This is a genomic window from Ensifer sp. LC11 (assembly GCF_001695835.1).
In the GTDB taxonomy this organism is placed as follows: domain Bacteria; phylum Pseudomonadota; class Alphaproteobacteria; order Rhizobiales; family Rhizobiaceae; genus Ensifer.
Window position 1 is genome coordinate 39,010 of the sequence record NZ_MBSO01000021.1, and the last position, 18,732, is coordinate 57,741.

Here is an 18,732-nt window from a genome sequence, read left to right on the forward strand (position 1 = left end):
GTTTAACGTGAGTTCGTGGGAGCGGTCAAAATGCTGGTCGATATCAGCGATCCCAACGCATCCGAACAAGCCTTCCGTGCGAGCGAAGCGAAGTTCCGCGACATTTTCGAATGCGCCGGGGTTGCCGTTTGGGAACAGGATTTTTCCGGTGTCGCCGAACTCCTCGACAGGTTTCGGTCCGAGGGCGTTGAGGATCTGCGGGCCTATCTTGAGGCGCATCCCGACCGGTTGGACGAAGCGATTGCGAGCGTGCGGATCATCGACGTCAACCCGTTTACGGTGGAGATGTTCGAGGCCACGGAGAAAGGCGAATTGCTGCGCTCGCTCTCAAGCGTTTTCCTCCCCGAAACGGCACCGATTTTCCTGGAAGAGTTGGTGACCATCTGGGAAGGCCGCCGGCGCTTCGGCGCGGACACCGCCCTGCGTACGCTCCGAGGACGGCGGTTGGATGTTGTGTTCACCATCACTTTCGAGGGCCCCCATTACGAGCGCGCTTACGTCAGCATTCTCGACATCTCCCAGCGCAAGGCCGCGGAACGCCGGCTGGAGGCGGTCGATCGGATTGCCAAGGCGATCGCCAGCAACCTCGATCTCGATCACATCGTTCAGACAGTTACGGACGCAGCGACCGAACTGACCGGCGCGAAATTCGGGGCGTTCTTCTATAATCTCGTTGACCCACAGGGTGAAAGCTACACGCGCTACACACTCTCCGGCGCTCCGCGCATTGCTTTCGAGAACTTTCAACTGCCGCGCAACACGGCTGTGTTCGAACCGACTTTCCGTGGCCTGGGCGTGGTGCGTTCGGACGACATCAGAGCCGATCCGCGTTATGGCAAATTGGCGCCCCACTTTGGCATGCCGAAAGGACATTTGCCGGTGGTGAGCTATCTGGCGGTTCCGGTGGTGTCGCGTTCGGGGGAGGTGCACGGCGGACTGTTCTTCGGTCACGACCAACCCGCAATCTTTGCCGCCGATGCCGAGGACACGGTGATTTCGATCGCTGCGCATGCCGCGATCGCGATCGATAACGCCCACTTGCTCAAGGCAGCCGAACACGAGGTTACGGTGCGCCGCCAGGCCGAGCATGCCGCTCATCAGCTCGCCGCAATCGTCGAGTCGTCGGAGGACGCGATCCTGTCGATGGACTTGGACGGCATCATCACCAGCTGGAACGCCGGGGCCGAGCGGCTATACGGATACACGGTCGAGGAAGCCGTCGGAAAGCCGGTCACGCTTTTGATCCCAAATGATCGCCAGGGCGAAGAGCTGGACTTCCTGGCGCAGGTGCGCGCCGGCCGCCGCGTCGATCACTTTGAAACGCTGCGCCGGCGCAAAAATGGAGGGCTGATTCCGATCTCGCTCAGGATCTCGCCGATCCGCGACAATGCCGGGGCGGTCATCGGCGCCTCGAAGATTGCACGCGACATCAGCGATCGCAAACAGGCCGAGCAGCAGAAGGACCTGTTGATCCAGGAGATGGCGCACCGGGTCAAGAACCTGTTCATGGTATCGAGCAGCGTGGTGTCTCTGAGCGCCAAATCGGCCACGTCGGCCGACGAACTCGCCTCAGCCGTCATTGCGCGCTTGGGATCGCTGGCGCGAGCCCATGTGCTCACCTTGCCGACGGCGCATGGCGGTGGCTCGGGTGAGGGCCGGGCCAGTCTGCAGCCGTTGCTCGCCACAATCCTATCGCCGTATGTCGGCGAGAACGGTCAGGGCCAGTGCCGGGTGACGACGCGCGGATGCGATCTGGGCGTCTCTCGCGCGGCAATCACTGGCTTTTCCCTGGTTGTGCATGAGTTCGCGACCAATGCCGCCAAATATGGCGCGCTTTCAACGGACACGGGCCATCTCGATCTTGAGTGTATCGACAGAGGAGGGGCGCTAGAGCTGATCTGGACCGAACGCGGCGGTCCCCCGGTGTCGGAATCCGAGACCGAGGGTTTCGGCACCAAGCTCGCCAAACTGACCATCGAAAGGCAGTTCGGTGGAGAAATCCTTCGTCAGTGGCACCCGGAGGGACTTGTCATACGGCTCACCATTCCGAAGGACCGGCTGCAGCCGTTCGACGAGACGAAATCCTAGCGGACGTCCTTACTATTCTTGGCGTTGGCGATCCGACACCAGCCTTCCAGAAGCCCCCGGGCGAACGGAACAACGACGGAAACGCGAAGTTTGGTCACATCTTCTCTAGCCCAAGGAGACGAAGATGACGCAAGAGTTCGTCAAGCCGCCATTCCCCGATCAGAAACAGGAGCCGCCGGGTCTCACCGACGCCATGATACCGGTTCCCGATCACGGCGAAACAAGCTATCGCGGTTCAGGAAGGTTGGCGAACAAGCGGGCGGTCATCACCGGCGGCGATAGCGGGATCGGGCGCGCAGTTGCGCTTGCCTATGCCCGTGAAGGTGCAGACGTGCTGATCGCTTATCTCAGCGAAGACGAAGACGCGAAAACCACCCAAACGTTGGTTGAGGCCGAGGGGCGCCGCGCGATCCTTGTTGCTGGCGATATTCAGGAACCCAGGCATTGCCGGCGCATCGTGACCACCGCGATCGACAAGTTGGGCGGCATCGACATTCTGGTCAACAATGCTGCACACCAGGCGAGCTTCAAGGAGCTTCAAGAAATTTCGGACGAGGAATGGGAGCTGACATTCAAAGTCAACATCCATGCAATGTTCTATCTTGCCAAAGCCGCTGTGCCCCACATGCCGCCAGGCAGCGTCATCATCAACACCGCCTCGATCAACTCCGACCACCCGAACCCGACATTGCTCGCCTATGCGACGACCAAGGGAGCGATCCACAATTTCACGGCGGGCCTCGCGCAAATGCTCGCGGACAAGGGCGTAAGGGTGAACGCAGTTGCTCCGGGTCCAATCTGGACGCCACTCATACCGTCAACATTGCCGGAAGAAGCCGTCAAGACCTTCGGTCATCAGACGCCAATGCAGCGTCCTGGCCAGCCGGCAGAGCTTGCGACGGCCTATGTTATGCTTGCCGATCCGCTTTCGAGCTACGTGTCCGGCGCAACGATCGCCGTCACCGGTGGCAGACCATTTCTCTAGAAGCGGAACGATTGAGAACCAGCGATCAATGCCTTGCAGCCGCATTGTAGCTGGAACTTAAATGGCAACGGCGCATTGTTAGAAGAGCACGTTCAGCTTTTGCGAAAGGCAATTCTCAATGCCTTCTCTTCATGAAACGGACCAGCGGTCTCCGCCGCTGGAGACCCAGGTTGTTGACCTTATTCCAGCGCTTCGGGCCTTCGCCCGCACATTCGTGTCGTCGAGCTTCGAAGCCGATGATCTGCTGCAAGAAACGCTTTTTCGGGCATTGCGCGGAATTGACGGCTTTCAACCGGGAACAAATCTCAAATCCTGGCTCTTCACGATCATGCACAATGCTTTCCGCACCCAGTACAAGCTACGCCGGCGCGAGTCGCCTGGCGTTATCAACTGCGCCGAGCTCCCGATCCCAATGCCGGCACCGCAGGATTGGTGCGTCCTGAACGTCGAGCTGCGCACAGCTCTCGACACTCTGGCACCGGATCACCGAGAGGTGCTGATCCTCGTTGCCGGATATGGCCTGAGCTATAAGGAAGCCGCCGATATTTGCGACTGCGCAGTGGGCACGATCAAGAGCCGGCTTAGCCGAGCGCGCGACGAGCTTGCTTTTCGCATGAGCGGATTTCCAATTCAGTGATATCGGCCGCATACGATTGGACTGGAAGACTTCCTAGTCAAGGTCATCAGAATCCGCGTCACCGTTGCGAGATTGAGGCGCCATGGATTTCGTCTCGGAGACTTGTGCCAAGAGCTGGAGCCTGTGTCGATACTCAGCGCCGTTGCGGCCCAGCCTTTCCAGTTGTTCCAGATTGTCCTGCAAATCTGCCCGTTTCACCACCAGGCTGAGGGGATTTTTGGCGGCGCGAAGCGTCAAGGCATCCTTGGTCTCGCCCGACTGAATTGTCAGCATTTCGACAGCGCATACCACCTCCGGGGAAAAGCCTGTCTCGATCAAGCGATCACGCGTCCAGCCCGGAGACTTCTCCAGGACGTCGTGCAGGAAGGCGACTGCCTTAGCTTTTTCGCCGACGACGGCGTCTGCCACTCTTTGGCAATGATGGAAGTATGGATCGCCTGCTTTGTCGAGCTGGCCCGAATGCGCATGCGCCGCGACGTCTCGCGCCGCTGCGCATTCTTCCATCGGCGACAGCGGCACCGGGGAGCGCCTCATGTCGCGCCGGTCACGAGGATCGGTCACTGCGCCGGCTTTTGATTGTGGGGGCCGCCTGGTGTTGTCACGCCCTTCAGTCCAATGCCGGCAAGACCCGGATCGCCCCGTGCCGCGTCGGCGAGAGACACGATGCCAACCAGGCGCTTGTCACGGTTGATGACCGGCAGGCGCCGGATCTGCTCATCGCCCATGTGGCGCGCGACCTCCGACAGTTCATCATCGTCGAAGCAATACCTGACGTCGGTCGTCATGATGTCGCCGACACGCGTCTTGCCGTCGCGACCGTCCGCCACATGCCGTACCACAATGTCGCGATCGGTTATCATGCCGACAAGGCGGTCGTTTTCGCCGACCGGCAGGAATCCGATATCGTTTTCAGCCATCTGTCGTGCGATATCCTGGATCAGGTCGTCGGGGCTGGCCACATGCACATCCCTGGTCATGATCTCTGCAATGCGCATTGATTCGCTCCTTTCATCAGCTTTCGTCAGCGCCGCGGTGGGCCTTGCCGTGCGGAGCGGTCGCTGGCGCCACGATCGTTCCGGTATCTTCGTCCTCGCCCGAACCGGGTGCATCGGACGGCGGACCTTCCTCGATCTCTCGGCGCGCCTGTTCCCAGTGCCGTTCCTCCTCACCGAAAGGCCGCCCTTCGCTTTCCCAAATGGCATGGGCGCGGCGGCGAATACGTTCCTCTTTGTCATCCATTGCAATGAGCCTTCCTTGATGGATTTGCCTCGCAAACCAAGGAGAGCCAGATTTGTTCCGACAGGGGATGCATAGCCGCCACCGCAAGTCATAGGGGATGCGGGCTTGAAGACGTCGACGGAATCGAGCGGATCAGATTTGGGCGGATAGAGCGAAGCAACGTCGGGATGCAATCGATCGGCCGCACAGATGTTCGGCCAATGGGAGCCTGCAGTCGCGTGAGAAGAACCAAGCTTCGCTCGGCCGATCTGGTGTCAGTTCGGGCCGTTGGGGCTTTCGTTGTAAATGATGGCCATGAGCGCATGCAACCACTCTGCGAGCGGCTGGGATCTGCGCCTGATGGGTGCCAGATGGATCGCCCGCTCGAGTGTGCGCTCGACAAGAGTATCCGCGGCCGCCACATCCGACATCAATCGGCGCGCCCTCAGCCGCAATCCGGGAACAAGGTCGACAATGTTATGCTCGTAAACCTCGAAATCTATGGGCACCAGGGTCGCCAGCTTTTGAAGGTGTTGTTCGAAGACAGCGCTGACGAGATCGGACGAGCCCACGTCTTTGCTGAGACGAGCAGCGGAACTGAAACGTTCGGGAATGCTTAGACAGTCGTAGCCACTGAAAAAGATGAGAGGCACCGAGCGCCGCGCGAGTTCGTCAGCGACTGGATAGATCAACTCTCCATTGAGGTTGAAGTCGAGGACGGCGACCTGAATATCATCAGCGTTGAAGAGGCTCTTCAGCGCCTGCCGCACGGTCGGGCTCGGGCCGATGATTGTCGCCCCGGCTTGTTCCAGCCATGAGGCAATGTCATTTGCGACGTAAAATTCGTCCTCGGCCACCAACACCCGCAACTGCTGCAGGTCCGGCATCATTTCTTGTTCTCGGTCTGGTTCACGGGGTGCCTCAATTTCTTCTTGAGGTTTTAGCGTCCGCCATCGCCCGCCACGGCTCGACGCGAATCCAGCGCCTTTTGCAACCTGTTTGCGAGTATCAGCAGACGATCCGGTATATCGTCGATCCGCGCGCAGCCGGCGCCGGCGGGATCTGTTGCCGGGTTGGTCGCCAACATATTGTCGGCGTCATCGCTTGTCTTCTTCCCCGCAGCCATCTTCGTCCTAGCCGCCAATTCGTTGCGATCTCGGGCTTGCTCGTCTTCACCGGCACCAGTTTGATCGGGCAGGCATTGAAACCGCGCGGACATGGCTGGTGGTGTCAGGACCGCCAAAACCCCAATGATGCACGCAGGTCTCATCGCTGCCTCTCTGAAACTCCTGTCCGCGACATAACACTGATCGACCGCAAACGTTCCCGTTACGCCTCAAAGGATTCGGCGAAGGTCGCGTTTCTGTTGCCCGCCTCGGCTGGCATCGGAACAATTCGATGGCGCGGTTGGTTTGGAACGGAGAGTTCGAAGCAAAAATGAAAGGATCGAACATGCTTGGTACCCTATTGCTGATCATCGTAATCCTACTGTTGGTCGGAGCATTCCCGGCCTGGCCGCATTCCTCCGGATGGGGGTATGGCCCCTCCGGGTTACTCGGCGTGGTCCTCGTCGTCCTCTTAGTCCTCCTGTTGATGGGGCGTATCTGATTGGATGCGAGCAACGTGACGGGCCCTGCTGGCGCCGAGCTCGTCTATGTCTCCGACACAGAGCCCGGTTTCAGCCGCACGCGCCTCCGAAGGGGCTTTCGCTATCGACGGCCGGACGGTTCGGTACTCAACGATCCCAAGATCATTGCCCGGATAGAGGCGCTGGGATTGCCGCCGGCCTATGAGCGCGTCTGGATCTGCATGAAAGAAAATGGTCACCTGCAGGCGACCGGCTACGATGCCCGCGGCCGCAAGCAATACCGCTATCACGATGCCTGGCAGCAGCTGCGCAATCACAAAAAATTCGATCAGTTATCGGCCTTTGCCAGGGCGCTCCCGCGGATACGCCGAAAGATCAGGCGCCAAATGGAAGGAACAGCGGAAGAGACAACGACTGTCCTTGCCGCGCTTGCCGCTCTCCTCGACCAGGAACCGCTTCGCATCGGCAATCCGAGCTATGTTGAGGAAAACGGGACCTATGGCGCCGCAACACTTCTGAAGCGCCATCTCAGGATCCACAATGATTGCATCGAACTGAACTTCAAGGGAAAAGGTGGGCGCCGTATCAAACGACGTCTTAGAAATCCCAGGCTGCAACGCGTTCTGGAGGATATTTCAGACCTTCCCGGACGGCAGCTTTTCGTTTCGATCGGCTCCGATGGCCGCCCACAGCCGATCGATTCCGGCCGCTTCAATCGCTATCTCGCCGATATCGCCACGATCCCCATCTCGGCAAAGACATTCAGGACCTGGGCCGGGAGTGTCGCAGCCTTTGCCGTTGCGCGGCAGGCGTTGAGCCAAGGCTCGCGACCCACCATCAGGCAAATGTGTGAAGCGGCCTCGGAGGTCCTGCACAATACGAAAGCAGTCTGTCGCAAGAGCTACATCCATCCTGCCGTTCTCGCACTTTCGAACCCGGACACAAGGGCTTCCAAACGCCGCAGGAACGCGAAGCCCATTGCAGGTTTGCGAGCAGAGGAAGTCCTGCTTTTGAGGTTCCTGGAGTCGCAAAGATCCCAGAACTGCTGACGTCGCTCGACGTCCATCGGCCTTTTGCGCATCCCGGGCCGCTGCCGGTCCACACCCTCAGCCGGTTCAATTCGTCTGATCGATGGCATGCGGTGCCGGCTGGCTGCGGGGAACCTTGTGCGCCGGCAACGCAAACCATAAGGCGAACATGACCACAGCAAGTGCGATCAAAGTACCGATGATCTTGATCACGGCTGCCTCTCCTCCACTTCGCGGACTGCTTCAATCCCGAACGGCAAGCGATGTCCCGAACCGAGCGTCGGTGGCGGTCCACGATTGGCTCTCTGACCCCGCGGGGAACAAATGGCCTGGAGCCCAGTTGGAAATGGCTTCCTGAGGGCGCGCGCCGAGACGCTGGCGCAGGTGATCGCGCTGCTCTGGTCAGGAGTCCGCGATCCAAAAGCGCTCGAGAATGTGGCTGAAGGGTGACCTTCGAGCGCCCGCAGCCTTTGACGCGGCAGCGTTTGCACGTTCGGTTGACGGTTGTCCCGGGCCTGGTGCTGCGTCGGTCCAATGAACGAGGTGGTGAAATGCCAAAGCTCGTGCGTTTTCTGATCTGGCATATGTCCTCCGGGTTTGTCCTGGGTGCCCTGACGGCGATGGCCATCGCCGTCCTTTATCCCCATGCCCTCGGCCATCGTGATGCCATCGACCCGCTCGCGCTTGTGCTGCAAATCTTCGCCTTCGGCGCCTCATTCGCCCTCGGCAGCCTCGGCACCGCATTGATGGGAAAGATCGATTGACCTCAAGGTTCGATACGGACGCTTGGAGGCGCAATCGCCTCCAAGCGTCCAACGCTATCAGGCGGCGGCCTTCACGTTCGCCGCCGTCACCGCAAGCTTGCTGAGTGCCTTGTCGGTGGCGCCTTCTTCCTGGAGGGTCTTATCGAGTAGCGATACGGCGTCCTGCAGCCCGAGTTGCCAGGCCCATGTCTTCAACGTGCCATAGCGAGAGATCTCGTAGTGTTCGACCGCTTGGGCCGACGAAATAAGGCCGGCGTCGAGCGCCGGACTTCCCTTGAATGCCTCCATGATCTCCTCGCCCTCGGCGATAATGCCTTGAATGGCCTCGCAGGTCTTTCCCTGGGCTGGCTTGCCGAAAATTTCGAAGACCTGCTGCAAGCGTTCTACATGGACTTCGGTCTCGTCCCGATGCTTTTCGAACGCCGCCTTGCTGTCCGGCAGTTGCGCCGCGCGTGCCATCTTGGGCAACGCCTTCAAAATCTGTCGTTCGGCGTAGTAGATGTCCTTCAGACCATCATGGAACAGCGTTTCAAGCGTCTTTTGTGGCATTTCAGCCTCCTTTGCCGTGTGTGGAGGCGATCCAACATTGCCGAAGTACAAAGGTTCCGAAACGGGAACAAAAAGCCCGTTGGAAGACTTGGCTTACAGGCGCGCGGCCCTTCGTTTCGACGATGAACACATGTTTCGATGGAGCGTCAGCCCGCGCGGAAAAAAGGGAGGCCCATATGAAGAGAGACCAGCCTGCTTCGCGCGCGTTCAAGTCGATCGGGGGAAGCGATGTCGTAAAACGGGTTCGAGCCAAGGTCATAGATCCGGCAGAGGCCGTTTATCGGGGCCACTATGATCTGGCGGAGTTTATCGCCAGGTATGGTCTCACCCCCATGGAAGCCCGCGAGATTTTTGTTCGGCTCGGTCCGGCGCGCTCCAATCTCGATCAATACATGAGGGAGCGCGACATAAAACTCAGCGACTGAGCGCCGGCGCCGATTCAGGCCAGTGTCTCTGAGGCCTCCACGCCGTCTCAAGGGCGTGGAAATCCGATTTCGAAAGACGGCTGCTCCAGAAAGCGGTCCGCCGGACCTTCCAGTGTCCAACGGAGCGTGCCGTTACCGCGAACGACCTCGACGGCATGGTTGCTCCCACCGAGGAGCTAGTGCGAGGCGCGACGTTCGTTGCGTTTGCGCGTCTCGGCCGCCTTTTTCGCGGATGCGGAGCGCTCGGCTTTGGGGCGTTGCGCAGCAGCTCGACCGCCGATGCGTCCGCCCTTTTTCGCGGATTCGTTGGTGTCGGGCTGGCCGCGGCCGGAACCGGATTTATTGCCGCCACCGCTGTCCTTGTTGACGGTGGCCCAGGCACGGCGTTCAGCTTCCTTCTCAGACACGCCACGCTTTTCGTAGCCTTCGGCGATATGGTCCGCCTTGCGTTCCTGCTTGTCGGTGTACTTCGATTTGTCTCCACGGGGCATGCCCCACCTCCTTTGGTTGAAGTCGCGAACACCAACCGCGACCACAATCAAACGTTCCCCGGAGACAGGTTGGAACAAAGGTCGATGAACGTGGTTTTTGCGATCCCGGAGCGCGCATTGGCCTCCCTTGCGGAGGCCCTTTTTAATCGCTGCGCGTTCAACCCGGCCCAAGCGCTCGCCTCGCGCACATTCGTCCGGTCTCCTTGCCTGCCTTGACCGACTTCGATCTTCCGAACTGCAGCGTGATTGTCACAGACGGTGGGCCCGGCGCCGCCAAATGCCGCCCAGTTTCCTTTGAAGAACCACCTCGGTGATGATCCGTCCGGTGCGGAAGCCAAGGCGCCGGAGCCTGAAAATTCCAGCGAGAACGCTCCATTCGCGCATCGTTTCCCGAGTATCGCACAAACGGAGAACCAATCCGCCGCTGCCGAGTTGGGCACGGTTCAGAACGTTAGGAGGAACCGTCATGGACTGGAATCGTGTCGAAGGAAACTGGAAGCAGGTGAAAGGCAAGATCAAGGAACAATGGGGTCGCCTTACCAACGACGACCTCGACCAGATCAACGGCAATCGCGAACAGCTAGAAGGCAGAATTCAGGAACTCTATGGGATAGAGAAGGACCGCATTCGCCGCGAAGTGGACGATTGGTACGATCGTCAGGCGTGGGACCGCTAGGCCCCGCTGCGCCCGCCGGGCTGTGTTGCCCGGCGGGCGTAGTCGTCCAGCTTCCTGGACACGCTCCCGGTTTAGGGCGGTGGTGGACCGTTTTGCCGAGCTGCCCGTTCGGGAGGACAACTGATCCTCACGATGACGCGGCTCGCCCCGGCAATCGCCTCGGCGAGCTGCCGAACATATTCGGCCCCTCCGGGCCGATCGAGCACACCCTCAATGACGACGCTGTTTCCAAGCACCCGGAAATTGAGGCTCCGCGTCTCTACCGACGGTTCGGCTTCCAACGCACATTTGATCGATGCAACGAGGCCCGAGATGGCGGCTCCATCGCCGCCTCGGCAATGGAACTCGGGAAGGATCAAAATCATCGCCGGTCTCCTTTCCTACACCCAACCGACATACCGACGCGTTGTTCCGCAGCCTTGGTAAGCGCTCCGCGCGCCCTAGTTTTGCAGATAACGCGTCGGCGCAGGCTGGAGCGGACGCGGACCGGGCTTGACCCGCTGGAGCCAGTCTCAAGCAAGGAGCTGCCATGCGCATCGCCCTCCTCGTCAACGCGCTCGAAACCGAAAAACCCACCTATACGACGACATCCCTGGCGCTTGCCGCCCTCTCGCGCGGCCATGACGTTCTCTACATCACACCCGGCGACTTTAGCCTCGGCCCGGACGATGCGTTGATGATCCGGGCAACGAACTTGCCTGACGCACGGCCCAAGAAACCGGAAACGCTGCTGCGCGCCGTTACGGCACCGGAGCGGGAAAGAACGCTCGTGAATGTTGAAGAGGTGGATGTGCTGTTCCTGCGAAATGATCCGTCGGAAGATGCCGACAGCCGACCGTGGGCTGCGCATGCAGGCGCCAATTTCGGCCGCCTTGCCGCAGAAAGAGGGACAATCGTCGTCAACGACCCCTGCGGCCTGGCCCTGGCGCAGGACAAGCTTTACTTTCAGGACTTTCCCGCGAACGTTCGCCCCACGACGTTGATCTCCAAGGATATCGAGGAGATCCGAGCGTTCATCGACAAGCACCCCGACGGCGTCATCGTCAAGCCGTTGCAGGGATCGGGGGGCAAGAACGTCTTCAGGATCGCAAGCAGCACGGAATCGAACCTTAATCAGATCGTCGACGCTGTTGGCGAAGTCGGCTATCTGATTGCCCAGAGCTACCTTCCCAAAGCGTCGGAGGGCGATACCCGGCTGTTTCTCATGAACGGACGGCCGCTTCGGCGTGATGATGTCTATGCCGCGTTCAGGCGTGTTCCGGCCAAAGGGGACGTGCGGTCCAACCTCCACGCAAGAGGAACGCCGAAGCCGGCCAATGTCACGAAAGAGATGCTGGCAATCGCGGAAACTTTGCGCCCAAAGCTCGTTGAAGACGGTATGTTCCTGGTCGGCCTCGATATCGTCGGCGACAAGTTGCTCGAGATTAACGTGTTCACGCCCGGCGGCCTCCAGACCATCCGTGAGCTTTGCGGTGTCGACTTCTGCGAAGACATCCTGGATTCGCTGGAGAACAAGGTCGCGATCAGGAAGACGTATCGCCGCACGTTGAGCAACCGCATCCTGTCGACCCTTTAAGCGTCCGCCGCACAGGAGGAGTTCCGGTCCGTCACCATCGGGAACTTGCGGACCGTGTCGACGTTAAGAGGGCGCAGCACAAGGAACCAGCCATGGCGATCGACCGGACGAGCATCGATTTCGACCACAGTCGATTTGCCAAAGGCTTGGCTCGGGGATTGGCTGGCGCTCTCGTCTTCGCGCTCCCGATGTTCCTGACGATGGAGATGTGGGAACTGGGGCTTTACATCGACCGATCAAGACTCCTGCTGCTGCTTCTGGTCAACATTCCCTTGCTCATCCTCCTCGCGCGCCGGATCGGCTTCGAAAACATCTCGACTTGGCGAGAGGCGGTGCGCGATGCGAGCATCGCCTATTTCCTCGGCCTGACGGCCAGCGCCTTCGTGCTGTCCGCCATCGGCGTTCTAAGCGCCGCGCAGGCTCTTCCCGGGGCAGCCGGCATGATCGCCATTCAGACGGTTCCAGCCAGTATCGGTGCGCTGCTTGGACGGAGCGAACTGGGCCAGCGCGACGAAGATGACGAGGACGCGCAGGACCCGATCGACGATGACATGCAAACTGGTTACGGCGGCGAGCTTTTCATGATGGCCGTCGGTGCCCTGTTTCTCGGTTTGAATGTCGCCCCGACCGAGGAAATGATCCTGATCTCGTTCAAGATGTCGCCTTGGCACGCAATCGCCCTCATCGTTTCATCCATTTTGCTGATGCATGGCTTCGTCTACGCGCTCTCCTTCCTGGGCGGACACGAGCTGGAAGAAGGCACACCCGGTTGGCATGCCCTGATCCGCTTCACCATGCCCGGCTACATGATCGCATTTTCAATCAGCCTTTACTGTCTGTGGACGTTCCATCGACTGGACGGCATCGCTCTGACCCAGGCGATCATGAGCACTGTGGTGCTTGCATTTCCAAGCGCGATTGGCGCCGCTGCAGCGCGGCTCATTCTTTAGGTGCAGTGATGGCGAAGTCGGCGAGATCGGGCTCAACGGACAGTGGGCAGGCGCATTGGATCGAATGGCTGACGGGATCACTGTCAGCCATCTGTGTAATCTCGCTGATCGGTTGGGTCGGCTTCGAAGCGATGACGCAGAACGAGGCGCCTCCTGTCCTTTCCGTCAGCATCGTCAGCAGTGAAGCGCGACCTGGCGGATATATCGTCATCTTCGAGGTGGAAAACGCGGCCGACCGGACAGCCGCCGACGTCGTTGTGCGTGGCGAGATCACCAACGGAAGCAGCGTTGTCGAAACAGTGGAGGTTACGCTTGACTATGTCCCGATGCATTCAAGGACGCGAGGCGGATTGATCTTCCGTAACGATCCCGAGGGGCGATCGCGCATCTCCGCCACCGGGTTCAGCGAACCATAACAGAAAGACTCGGCGGCAAAGAACGCGTGAGAAACGAACGGGTTCTGGAAGTCGTCGTTGGAACTGTTTCGCTCGCGCCGGGCGAAACGCGATCGTTGTGTCATCCATGGGTCACATCGATTGCTGTGCTCTCAGCCTGCTCGGCGATTGACCGTAGGCCTTCGCAAATATTCTGGAGAAGTGCCCTGCGCTTTCAAAGCCAACTTCGAGGGCGATTTCTATCAACGATGCATCGGTCTGGGTGAGAAGGTGCTTGGCGCGCTCCAGCCGAAACTTCCTGTACACGAGGGCCGGTGACATCTTCGCCTTGTCCATGAACAGGCGCTCAAGCTGGCGGCGCGATAGCCCGACAGACGCCGCCAGTTCGGCGATAGAAATCGTGTTTTCGGTGTGCTGCTCCATGATGATGAGTGCCGCGTTCAAACGGGGATCGTTGCTTTCGATCGCCAGCGGTTTTCGCGGCTGAACATGATGATGCGAGCGCGCCCTGGCCGTCTGGTGCCTGCGGAATTCGCGCAACTCCGGTTGGCCCATCTTGACGACGTCGACACCATCGACGAGCACTTCGCCGGCGAAGGCACACCGCACCGGGGTTCGGCGGTGCTGATTACAGCGCAGCCTCGATCTTGGTGGCGGCTTCAGGCGAAACCCACTTCTTCCAGATATCCGGATTTTCTTCGAGGAAGTGCTTGGCACCTTCTTCGCCGCTCGCCTGGTTGTCGGTCATCCAGGCCATCAGCTTGGCGATCGTCTCGTTGCTCCAGGAGCGCTTGTTGAGATAGTCCATAACCTCGGGGCCTGCCTTTTCGGAGAAGGGCTTGGCAACAAGCGTCACGATCGTGTCGACCGGCCAGGCGCTTGGTTTAGGGTCGGTGCATTCGGCAACCGTGATGCAGCGCTTCACTCCGCCGCGTCGTAAGCCACGCCGGCGTCAAGCTGCACCATCTCGTACTTGCCGAGGAGGGCGGTCGGTGCCCAGTAGTAACCGACCCAGCCTTCCTTGCGTTCATAGGCCTTCGCGATGGAACCATCGAGGCCCGCCGCCGAGCCGGTATCGACCAGAGTCCAGCCGGCTTTCTCCGCCTCGAAGGCCTTGTAGAGCTGTGCCGTCACGACGGTGCCGCCCCATCCTTGCGGGCCATTGAAGATCGCGCCCTTGCTCGGGTCTTCTGGGTCCTTGATCAGGTCGGGATGCTTCAGGAGGTCGGGGATGCTCTTGATATCCGGATGAGCGTCGGCAAAATACTTCGGAATCCACCAGCCCTGGACGCCGCCATCGGGAAGCGGCGAACCGACCTTGACGATGCGGCCTTCCTCGGTTCCCTTCTTGACCACGTCGGGAAGCAGATCGATCCAGGCCTCGGGCGCGATATCGGGTTCGCCTTTTTCAGCCATCGACGTGATCGTCGGGACGGTGTCGCCGATGGTGATTTCGGCGCTGCATCCGTAACCTTCGTTGAGAATGATCTTGTCGAGGTTGGAAATCACCTCGGCACTTTGCCAGTTCATGCTGGCGATGGTGACGCTGCCGCAGTCTGCAGCGTTGGCGAGCGACGAACCGGCGACGGTTCCAAGGAAGAGGCATGTCGATGCAAGCAGGCTCTTCATTATCGTTGCCTCTTTTGGCGGCTTTTGTTTGGGGCGGGGCGCCGCGGACCCCGTCCCTGCGGCGCTAGGAGGCTTCTCCCATGCGAACCGATTTCCTGAACGCAGCCGTCAATCCGCGCGAAACGGCGGTATCGAAGCCGGCCGCGCGCATCTCCTCGATCGCCGCCGCGGTGGTGCCGCGATAGTCGAGGAAGGTCTGGACCGTTTCGGCGGGGCAGTCGTCCCGTTGCTCCAGCAGTCGACCCGCACCCAAGATGAGGGTGTTGACGGCACGCCGGGCGACTTCGCGCGGCAGCCCATGCGAGATGGCGTCTGCATCATCGCCTCGGCAAGCAGCGCTGGAAAGGCGGGACCTGAGCCGGTGAGGCCGGTCAGATAGTCGATATCGGCCTCTGAACCCACTTCGTCCTGAGAGCCGCATGCATCAAAGATCGCACGAATGATCGATCGATCATCCTCCCGCACCTCGGCCGCGGCGATCCACGGCGTATAGGACTTGCGAACTTCGGCCGCCGCATTCGGCAGCGAACGGACCACGCGGTCTGTTCGGTGGTGCGCAGCAAGGGCGCTCAGGCGAATGCCCGCCATGACGGAGATCAGAAGCTTGCCTTCGGCGTCGACATTCAGGCTGGGCCAGTCGGCCGGGCGGACGGAGAGAACGATAACGTCCGAACGGTCGGCAAGGGCCTGGCTGTCTGATGTCCAGAAGGAGCGGTTGAAACGGTCGGGGCGTTCGCTGCGATAGGAGAGCGACAGGTTTTGAGGCTCGACGATGCCGGCGTCGAGAATGGCTTCGGCGATTGCTTCGCCCAGCCAGCCCGCACCACCAATTATGCCAACCCTCAAAGGTCCGCCCGTTTCCATTCTTCTCTCACTCTGGTTTGTAGCCATGCCGGGCGAAGAAGCGGTCGATCTCCCTCTGCTGCGGCGTCTGTCCGGTGTAGATCGCGATGTATTCCGGAATGCGCTTCATGCGCAGCGCAAGGTCCTCCTTGGACTGCATCGAGATGTATCCGATCTGGACCAGATAGGTCGTCCGCGCGCGAACGTCCGCCGGCCCCGCTTCGTAACCGAACCGCATGAACATGCGGCCCAGCGCCTCCATTCTCGCCTGATCGGCTTCATGCACTTCGGCCTGTATTTCGGGCGATTGCAGCGCCCAGCTGCGAACGGCGAACTCGAACTGGGAATCGAACAGATCCTTGTTCACCCAGCAGTCGAAAACGTTCAGCATCGCCTCGGCCAAGGACTCCGCATAGGCCTCGGACTGCTTGATGAGGTTACCGGTATTCTTCTCCCTCCAGCGTGCGACGAGGGCGCTCAACAATTCCTCCCGGTCCTTGAAGAACCAATAGAAGCTGGTCCGGGAAAGATTGAGCCGCTTGGCCAACGGCAGAATCTTCACCGAGTCCACGCCCGACTCGAGCAGGGAGTCGTAGGCGGCTTCGAGCCACCCCTCCTGAGAACCGCGCCAGCCAGTGTCAGTCATCGCCTGTTCCATGATTGCCTCCTAACAAATCCAAATGGCCGCTTCAAGCAAAATGTACACTTGTGTCTAATAACCAAACCATAGTGTTTTTGATTATTGACACATATGTACATTTCCGCTTACCGTTGTGATAAATTCCCATAGACCGGAGCCCGTCGCATGTCGAACGATCCCCTGCTTCAGCCGTTTCAGTTGAAGCATTTGACCCTGCGCAACCGCATCATTGTCACGTCTCACGAGCCGGCCTATCCGGAAGACGGCATGCCGAAGGGCCGCTACCGGGCCTATACGGTTGAGCGGGCAAAGGGCGGCGTGGCGCTGACGATGACCGCCGGTTCAGCGGCGGTCTCAAAAGACAGCCCTCCGGTGTTCAACAACCTGCTCGCCTACAAGGACGAGATCGTTCCCTGGATCAGAGAGATGACCGACGCCGTGCACGAGGAGGGCGCTGCGATCATGATTCAGCTCACCCACCTCGGCCGCCGCACCCGTTGGGACAAGGGGGATTGGCTCCCGGTCGTTGCCCCCTCTCACCATCGCGAAGCGTCACATCGCGCCTTTCCGAAGAAGATTGAGGATTGGGATATCGAGCGCATCATCAAGGACTTCGCTGATGCTGCCGAACGCATGAAGGCCGGCGGCATGGATGGCGTTGAACTGGAAGCCTACGGCCACCTCATCGACCAGTTCACCTCGCCGCTCACCAACGAACTCGATGGCCCCTATGGTGGCTCGCTCGACAACCGTCTGCGCTTCTGTCTCGACGTCTTCAGGGCCATGCGCGCAAGGGTCGGGAATGATTTCATCCTCGGTGTTCGCTACACGGCCGACGAATGTCTTCCCGGTGGGACCGGCGCAAGCGAAGGCATCGAGATCTCGAAGCGCCTTCGCGACAGCGGTCTCATCGACTACCTGAACGTCATTCGCGGCCATATCGATACGGACGCGGGACTGACCGACGTGATCCCGATCCAGGGCATGGCGAACTCACCGCATCTCGACTTCGCGGGTGAAATCCGCGCCGCGACCAACTTCCCGACCTTCCATGCGGCCAAGATTCCTGACCTTGCGACCGCGCGCCATGCAATCGCGTCGGGCAAAGTCGACATGGTCGGCATGACCCGCGCGCACATGACCGACCCGCATATCGTGCGAAAGATCATGGAAAAGCGCGAGGACGATATTCGCCCCTGCGTGGGCGCCAACTACTGTCTCGATCGTATCTACCAGGGTGGCATGGCCTTCTGCATCCACAATGCGGCGACCGGCCGCGAAGAAACGATGCCGCATCGCATTCCGAAGGCTGCCGTTCGCAAGAAGGTCGTGATCGTCGGGGCCGGCCCGGCTGGCCTTGAAGCCGCGCGCGTCTCGGCGGAGCGGGGCCATGAGGTCGTCGTTTTCGAGGCCGCGAACAATCCTGGCGGCCAGATCCGCCTGACGGCCCAGAGCGAGCGCCGGCGGGAAATGATCAGCATCATCGACTGGCGCATGGGCCAGTGCGAAAAACTCGGCGTCACCTTCCGGTTCAATACCTGGGCCGAGTCTGACACCGTGCTTTCCGAAAGCCCGGATGTCGTCATCATCGCGACGGGCGGACTGCCGCACACTGAGGTCCTGTCGAAGGGCAATGAGCTCGTCGTTTCCTCCTGGGACATCATTTCGGGCGATGTGAAGCCCGGAACCAACGTGCTCATCTTTGACGACGCCGGCGACCATGCTGGCCTCCAGGCCGCCGAGTTCCTTGCCAAGGCGGGAGCCAACGTCGAAATCATGACGCCGGATCGTTCATTCGCTCCTGAAGTCATGGCGATGAACCTCGTTCCCTACATGCGCTCGCTGCAGAAACTCGACGTCACCTTCACCGTCACCTACAGACTGGAGGCGGCTGAGAAGAGCGGCAATCAGCTCATCGCCCATGTTGGTAGTGACTATGGCGGTATAGCCAAGCAGCAGAGCTTCGATCAGATCGTCGTCAATCACGGCACTATTCCGCTCGACGACCTCTATTTCGAACTGAAGCCCGGCTCCAAAAACCTCGGCGAAGTCTCCTACGACGAGCTCATTTCCGGCGCGCCGCAATCCGTCGAGCGCAACCCGGAAGGCGCCTACCAACTCTTCCGGATCGGCGACGCGGTCGCGGCCCGCAACACGCACGCGGCTATCTACGATGCCCTGCGTCTTGCCAAGGATCTCTGACGATGGCGCGAAGCGAAGCCCTGCAAGGCTATCTTGACGCGGCTTTCG

Annotated in this window: 22 protein-coding genes and 3 pseudogenes; 14 read left to right on the forward strand and 11 right to left on the reverse strand. The window is 60.2% G+C overall.

Annotation, left to right across the window (positions count from 1 at the left end; all coding sequences use genetic code 11):
• Positions 1-30 precede the first annotated feature (30 nt).
• The 3 genes from BBX50_RS29325 (at position 31) to BBX50_RS15730 (ending at position 3,710) form a co-directional block, all read left to right on the forward strand.
• Positions 31-2,088, forward strand: a complete 2,058-nt coding sequence (locus BBX50_RS29325) for a PAS domain S-box protein (RefSeq protein ID WP_083213649.1) — start codon at positions 31-33, stop codon at positions 2,086-2,088.
• Between the two features lie 124 nt (positions 2,089-2,212).
• Positions 2,213-3,073 (forward strand): glucose 1-dehydrogenase, encoded by an 861-nt coding sequence (locus BBX50_RS15725; RefSeq protein ID WP_065776271.1) that lies wholly within the window; start codon positions 2,213-2,215, stop codon positions 3,071-3,073.
• A 118-nt stretch (positions 3,074-3,191) separates the two neighbouring features.
• Positions 3,192-3,710 (forward strand): sigma-70 family RNA polymerase sigma factor, encoded by a 519-nt coding sequence (locus tag BBX50_RS15730; protein ID WP_065776272.1) that lies wholly within the window; start codon positions 3,192-3,194, stop codon positions 3,708-3,710.
• A 33-nt stretch (positions 3,711-3,743) separates the two neighbouring features.
• On the opposite strand, the gene BBX50_RS15735 is transcribed toward BBX50_RS15730, so the two are convergent.
• The 4 genes and pseudogenes from BBX50_RS15735 to BBX50_RS15750 form a co-directional block, all read right to left on the reverse strand.
• Complete coding sequence (locus BBX50_RS15735; RefSeq protein ID WP_065776273.1) at positions 3,744-4,214, reverse strand: HD domain-containing protein; 471 nt, start codon at positions 4,212-4,214, stop codon at positions 3,744-3,746.
• 53 nt (positions 4,215-4,267) lie between these two features.
• Positions 4,268-4,705: a CBS domain-containing protein gene (locus BBX50_RS15740; RefSeq protein WP_065776274.1), complete on the reverse strand. Its 438-nt coding sequence runs from the start codon at positions 4,703-4,705 to the stop codon at positions 4,268-4,270.
• Between the two features lie 130 nt (positions 4,706-4,835).
• A pseudogene (locus BBX50_RS30780) lies at positions 4,836-4,949 on the reverse strand (DUF2934 domain-containing protein); the annotation flags it as partial.
• 254 nt (positions 4,950-5,203) lie between these two features.
• The gene (locus BBX50_RS15750) at positions 5,204-5,818 is read right to left on the reverse strand and encodes a hypothetical protein (protein WP_083213650.1); all 615 of its coding nucleotides are present in this window, start codon (positions 5,816-5,818) and stop codon (positions 5,204-5,206) included.
• Between the two features lie 26 nt (positions 5,819-5,844).
• On the opposite strand from BBX50_RS15750, the gene BBX50_RS30500 reads away from it, so the two are divergent.
• Genes BBX50_RS30500 through BBX50_RS15765 form a run of 3 tightly spaced genes read left to right on the forward strand, consistent with a single transcriptional unit; the run spans position 5,845 to position 7,565 of the window.
• On the forward strand, positions 5,845-6,369 hold the full coding sequence (locus BBX50_RS30500; protein WP_162493758.1) for a hypothetical protein: 525 nt from the start codon (positions 5,845-5,847) through the stop codon (positions 6,367-6,369).
• Positions 6,370-6,380: 11 nt separating this feature from the next.
• A complete protein-coding gene (locus tag BBX50_RS15760; protein ID WP_065776309.1) occupies positions 6,381-6,536 on the forward strand; it encodes a DUF3309 family protein in 156 nt (51 codons plus the stop codon).
• Between the two features lie 15 nt (positions 6,537-6,551).
• Positions 6,552-7,565 (forward strand): DNA topoisomerase IB, encoded by a 1,014-nt coding sequence (locus BBX50_RS15765; RefSeq protein WP_065776310.1) that lies wholly within the window; start codon positions 6,552-6,554, stop codon positions 7,563-7,565.
• A 66-nt stretch (positions 7,566-7,631) separates the two neighbouring features.
• Here the strand turns inward: BBX50_RS15765 and BBX50_RS30945 are convergent, their stop codons facing one another.
• Positions 7,632-7,757, reverse strand: coding sequence for a hypothetical protein (locus BBX50_RS30945; RefSeq protein ID WP_274534015.1), 126 nt, complete (start codon positions 7,755-7,757; stop codon positions 7,632-7,634).
• 111 nt (positions 7,758-7,868) lie between these two features.
• On the opposite strand from BBX50_RS30945, the gene BBX50_RS30950 reads away from it, so the two are divergent.
• Complete coding sequence (locus tag BBX50_RS30950; RefSeq protein WP_274534017.1) at positions 7,869-7,994, forward strand: hypothetical protein; 126 nt, start codon at positions 7,869-7,871, stop codon at positions 7,992-7,994.
• 101 nt (positions 7,995-8,095) lie between these two features.
• Positions 8,096-8,308 (forward strand): hypothetical protein, encoded by a 213-nt coding sequence (locus BBX50_RS15770; protein ID WP_065776277.1) that lies wholly within the window; start codon positions 8,096-8,098, stop codon positions 8,306-8,308.
• A gap of 57 nt (positions 8,309-8,365) precedes the next feature.
• Here BBX50_RS15770 and BBX50_RS15775 read toward each other — a convergent pair whose 3' ends face one another.
• Positions 8,366-8,857, reverse strand: a complete 492-nt coding sequence (locus BBX50_RS15775; protein ID WP_065776278.1) for a ferritin-like domain-containing protein — start codon at positions 8,855-8,857, stop codon at positions 8,366-8,368.
• 176 nt (positions 8,858-9,033) lie between these two features.
• Here BBX50_RS15775 and BBX50_RS15780 point away from each other — a divergent pair, with 176 nt between their 5' ends.
• Positions 9,034-9,282 (forward strand): hypothetical protein, encoded by a 249-nt coding sequence (locus tag BBX50_RS15780; protein WP_065776279.1) that lies wholly within the window; start codon positions 9,034-9,036, stop codon positions 9,280-9,282.
• Between the two features lie 176 nt (positions 9,283-9,458).
• Here BBX50_RS15780 and BBX50_RS15785 read toward each other — a convergent pair whose 3' ends face one another.
• Entirely contained in the window at positions 9,459-9,773 is a 315-nt protein-coding gene (locus BBX50_RS15785) for a plasmid stabilization protein (protein ID WP_065776280.1), read from the reverse strand.
• A 466-nt stretch (positions 9,774-10,239) separates the two neighbouring features.
• On the opposite strand from BBX50_RS15785, the gene BBX50_RS15790 reads away from it, so the two are divergent.
• From BBX50_RS15790 to BBX50_RS15810, 4 genes are all read left to right on the forward strand, one after another.
• The gene (locus BBX50_RS15790) at positions 10,240-10,449 is read left to right on the forward strand and encodes a CsbD family protein (protein WP_065776281.1); all 210 of its coding nucleotides are present in this window, start codon (positions 10,240-10,242) and stop codon (positions 10,447-10,449) included.
• A 529-nt stretch (positions 10,450-10,978) separates the two neighbouring features.
• A complete protein-coding gene (locus BBX50_RS15800; protein ID WP_065776283.1) occupies positions 10,979-12,025 on the forward strand; it encodes a glutathione synthase in 1,047 nt (348 codons plus the stop codon).
• 92 nt (positions 12,026-12,117) lie between these two features.
• On the forward strand, positions 12,118-12,975 hold the full coding sequence (locus BBX50_RS15805; protein WP_065776284.1) for a TIGR02587 family membrane protein: 858 nt from the start codon (positions 12,118-12,120) through the stop codon (positions 12,973-12,975).
• Between the two features lie 8 nt (positions 12,976-12,983).
• Positions 12,984-13,391 (forward strand): hypothetical protein, encoded by a 408-nt coding sequence (locus BBX50_RS15810; RefSeq protein WP_065776285.1) that lies wholly within the window; start codon positions 12,984-12,986, stop codon positions 13,389-13,391.
• 111 nt (positions 13,392-13,502) lie between these two features.
• Here the strand turns inward: BBX50_RS15810 and BBX50_RS15815 are convergent, their stop codons facing one another.
• From BBX50_RS15815 to BBX50_RS15830, 4 genes and pseudogenes are all read right to left on the reverse strand, one after another.
• Entirely contained in the window at positions 13,503-13,955 is a 453-nt protein-coding gene (locus BBX50_RS15815) for a helix-turn-helix domain-containing protein (RefSeq protein WP_320410508.1), read from the reverse strand.
• A gap of 43 nt (positions 13,956-13,998) precedes the next feature.
• Positions 13,999-14,999, reverse strand: a pseudogene (locus tag BBX50_RS15820) (ABC transporter substrate-binding protein).
• Positions 15,000-15,063: 64 nt separating this feature from the next.
• A pseudogene (locus tag BBX50_RS15825) lies at positions 15,064-15,863 on the reverse strand (pyrroline-5-carboxylate reductase).
• Between the two features lie 7 nt (positions 15,864-15,870).
• Positions 15,871-16,500, reverse strand: a complete 630-nt coding sequence (locus BBX50_RS15830; RefSeq protein ID WP_065776287.1) for a TetR/AcrR family transcriptional regulator — start codon at positions 16,498-16,500, stop codon at positions 15,871-15,873.
• Between the two features lie 147 nt (positions 16,501-16,647).
• Here BBX50_RS15830 and BBX50_RS15835 point away from each other — a divergent pair, with 147 nt between their 5' ends.
• A complete protein-coding gene (locus BBX50_RS15835; protein WP_065776288.1) occupies positions 16,648-18,684 on the forward strand; it encodes an NADH:flavin oxidoreductase in 2,037 nt (678 codons plus the stop codon).
• The last annotated feature ends 48 nt before the right edge of the window (positions 18,685-18,732 follow it).

Bases quoted from the DNA above. Each gene is read 5' to 3' on its own strand.
- BBX50_RS29325 (WP_083213649.1), top strand. From the start codon at position 31: ATGCTGGTCGATATCAGCGATCCCAACGCATCCGAACAAGCCTTCCGT.
- BBX50_RS15725 (WP_065776271.1), top strand. From the start codon at position 2,213: ATGACGCAAGAGTTCGTCAAGCCGCCATTCCCCGATCAGAAACAGGAG.
- BBX50_RS15730 (WP_065776272.1), top strand. From the start codon at position 3,192: ATGCCTTCTCTTCATGAAACGGACCAGCGGTCTCCGCCGCTGGAGACC.
- BBX50_RS15735 (WP_065776273.1), bottom strand. From the start codon at position 4,214: ATGGAAGAATGCGCAGCGGCGCGAGACGTCGCGGCGCATGCGCATTCG.
- BBX50_RS15740 (WP_065776274.1), bottom strand. From the start codon at position 4,705: ATGCGCATTGCAGAGATCATGACCAGGGATGTGCATGTGGCCAGCCCC.
- BBX50_RS15750 (WP_083213650.1), bottom strand. From the start codon at position 5,818: ATGATGCCGGACCTGCAGCAGTTGCGGGTGTTGGTGGCCGAGGACGAA.
- BBX50_RS15760 (WP_065776309.1), top strand. From the start codon at position 6,381: ATGCTTGGTACCCTATTGCTGATCATCGTAATCCTACTGTTGGTCGGA.
- BBX50_RS30950 (WP_274534017.1), top strand. From the start codon at position 7,869: ATGGCCTGGAGCCCAGTTGGAAATGGCTTCCTGAGGGCGCGCGCCGAG.
- BBX50_RS15770 (WP_065776277.1), top strand. From the start codon at position 8,096: ATGCCAAAGCTCGTGCGTTTTCTGATCTGGCATATGTCCTCCGGGTTT.
- BBX50_RS15775 (WP_065776278.1), bottom strand. From the start codon at position 8,857: ATGCCACAAAAGACGCTTGAAACGCTGTTCCATGATGGTCTGAAGGAC.
- BBX50_RS15780 (WP_065776279.1), top strand. From the start codon at position 9,034: ATGAAGAGAGACCAGCCTGCTTCGCGCGCGTTCAAGTCGATCGGGGGA.
- BBX50_RS15785 (WP_065776280.1), bottom strand. From the start codon at position 9,773: ATGCCCCGTGGAGACAAATCGAAGTACACCGACAAGCAGGAACGCAAG.
- BBX50_RS15790 (WP_065776281.1), top strand. From the start codon at position 10,240: ATGGACTGGAATCGTGTCGAAGGAAACTGGAAGCAGGTGAAAGGCAAG.
- BBX50_RS15800 (WP_065776283.1), top strand. From the start codon at position 10,979: ATGCGCATCGCCCTCCTCGTCAACGCGCTCGAAACCGAAAAACCCACC.
- BBX50_RS15805 (WP_065776284.1), top strand. From the start codon at position 12,118: ATGGCGATCGACCGGACGAGCATCGATTTCGACCACAGTCGATTTGCC.
- BBX50_RS15810 (WP_065776285.1), top strand. From the start codon at position 12,984: ATGGCGAAGTCGGCGAGATCGGGCTCAACGGACAGTGGGCAGGCGCAT.
- BBX50_RS15830 (WP_065776287.1), bottom strand. From the start codon at position 16,500: ATGGAACAGGCGATGACTGACACTGGCTGGCGCGGTTCTCAGGAGGGG.
- BBX50_RS15835 (WP_065776288.1), top strand. From the start codon at position 16,648: ATGTCGAACGATCCCCTGCTTCAGCCGTTTCAGTTGAAGCATTTGACC.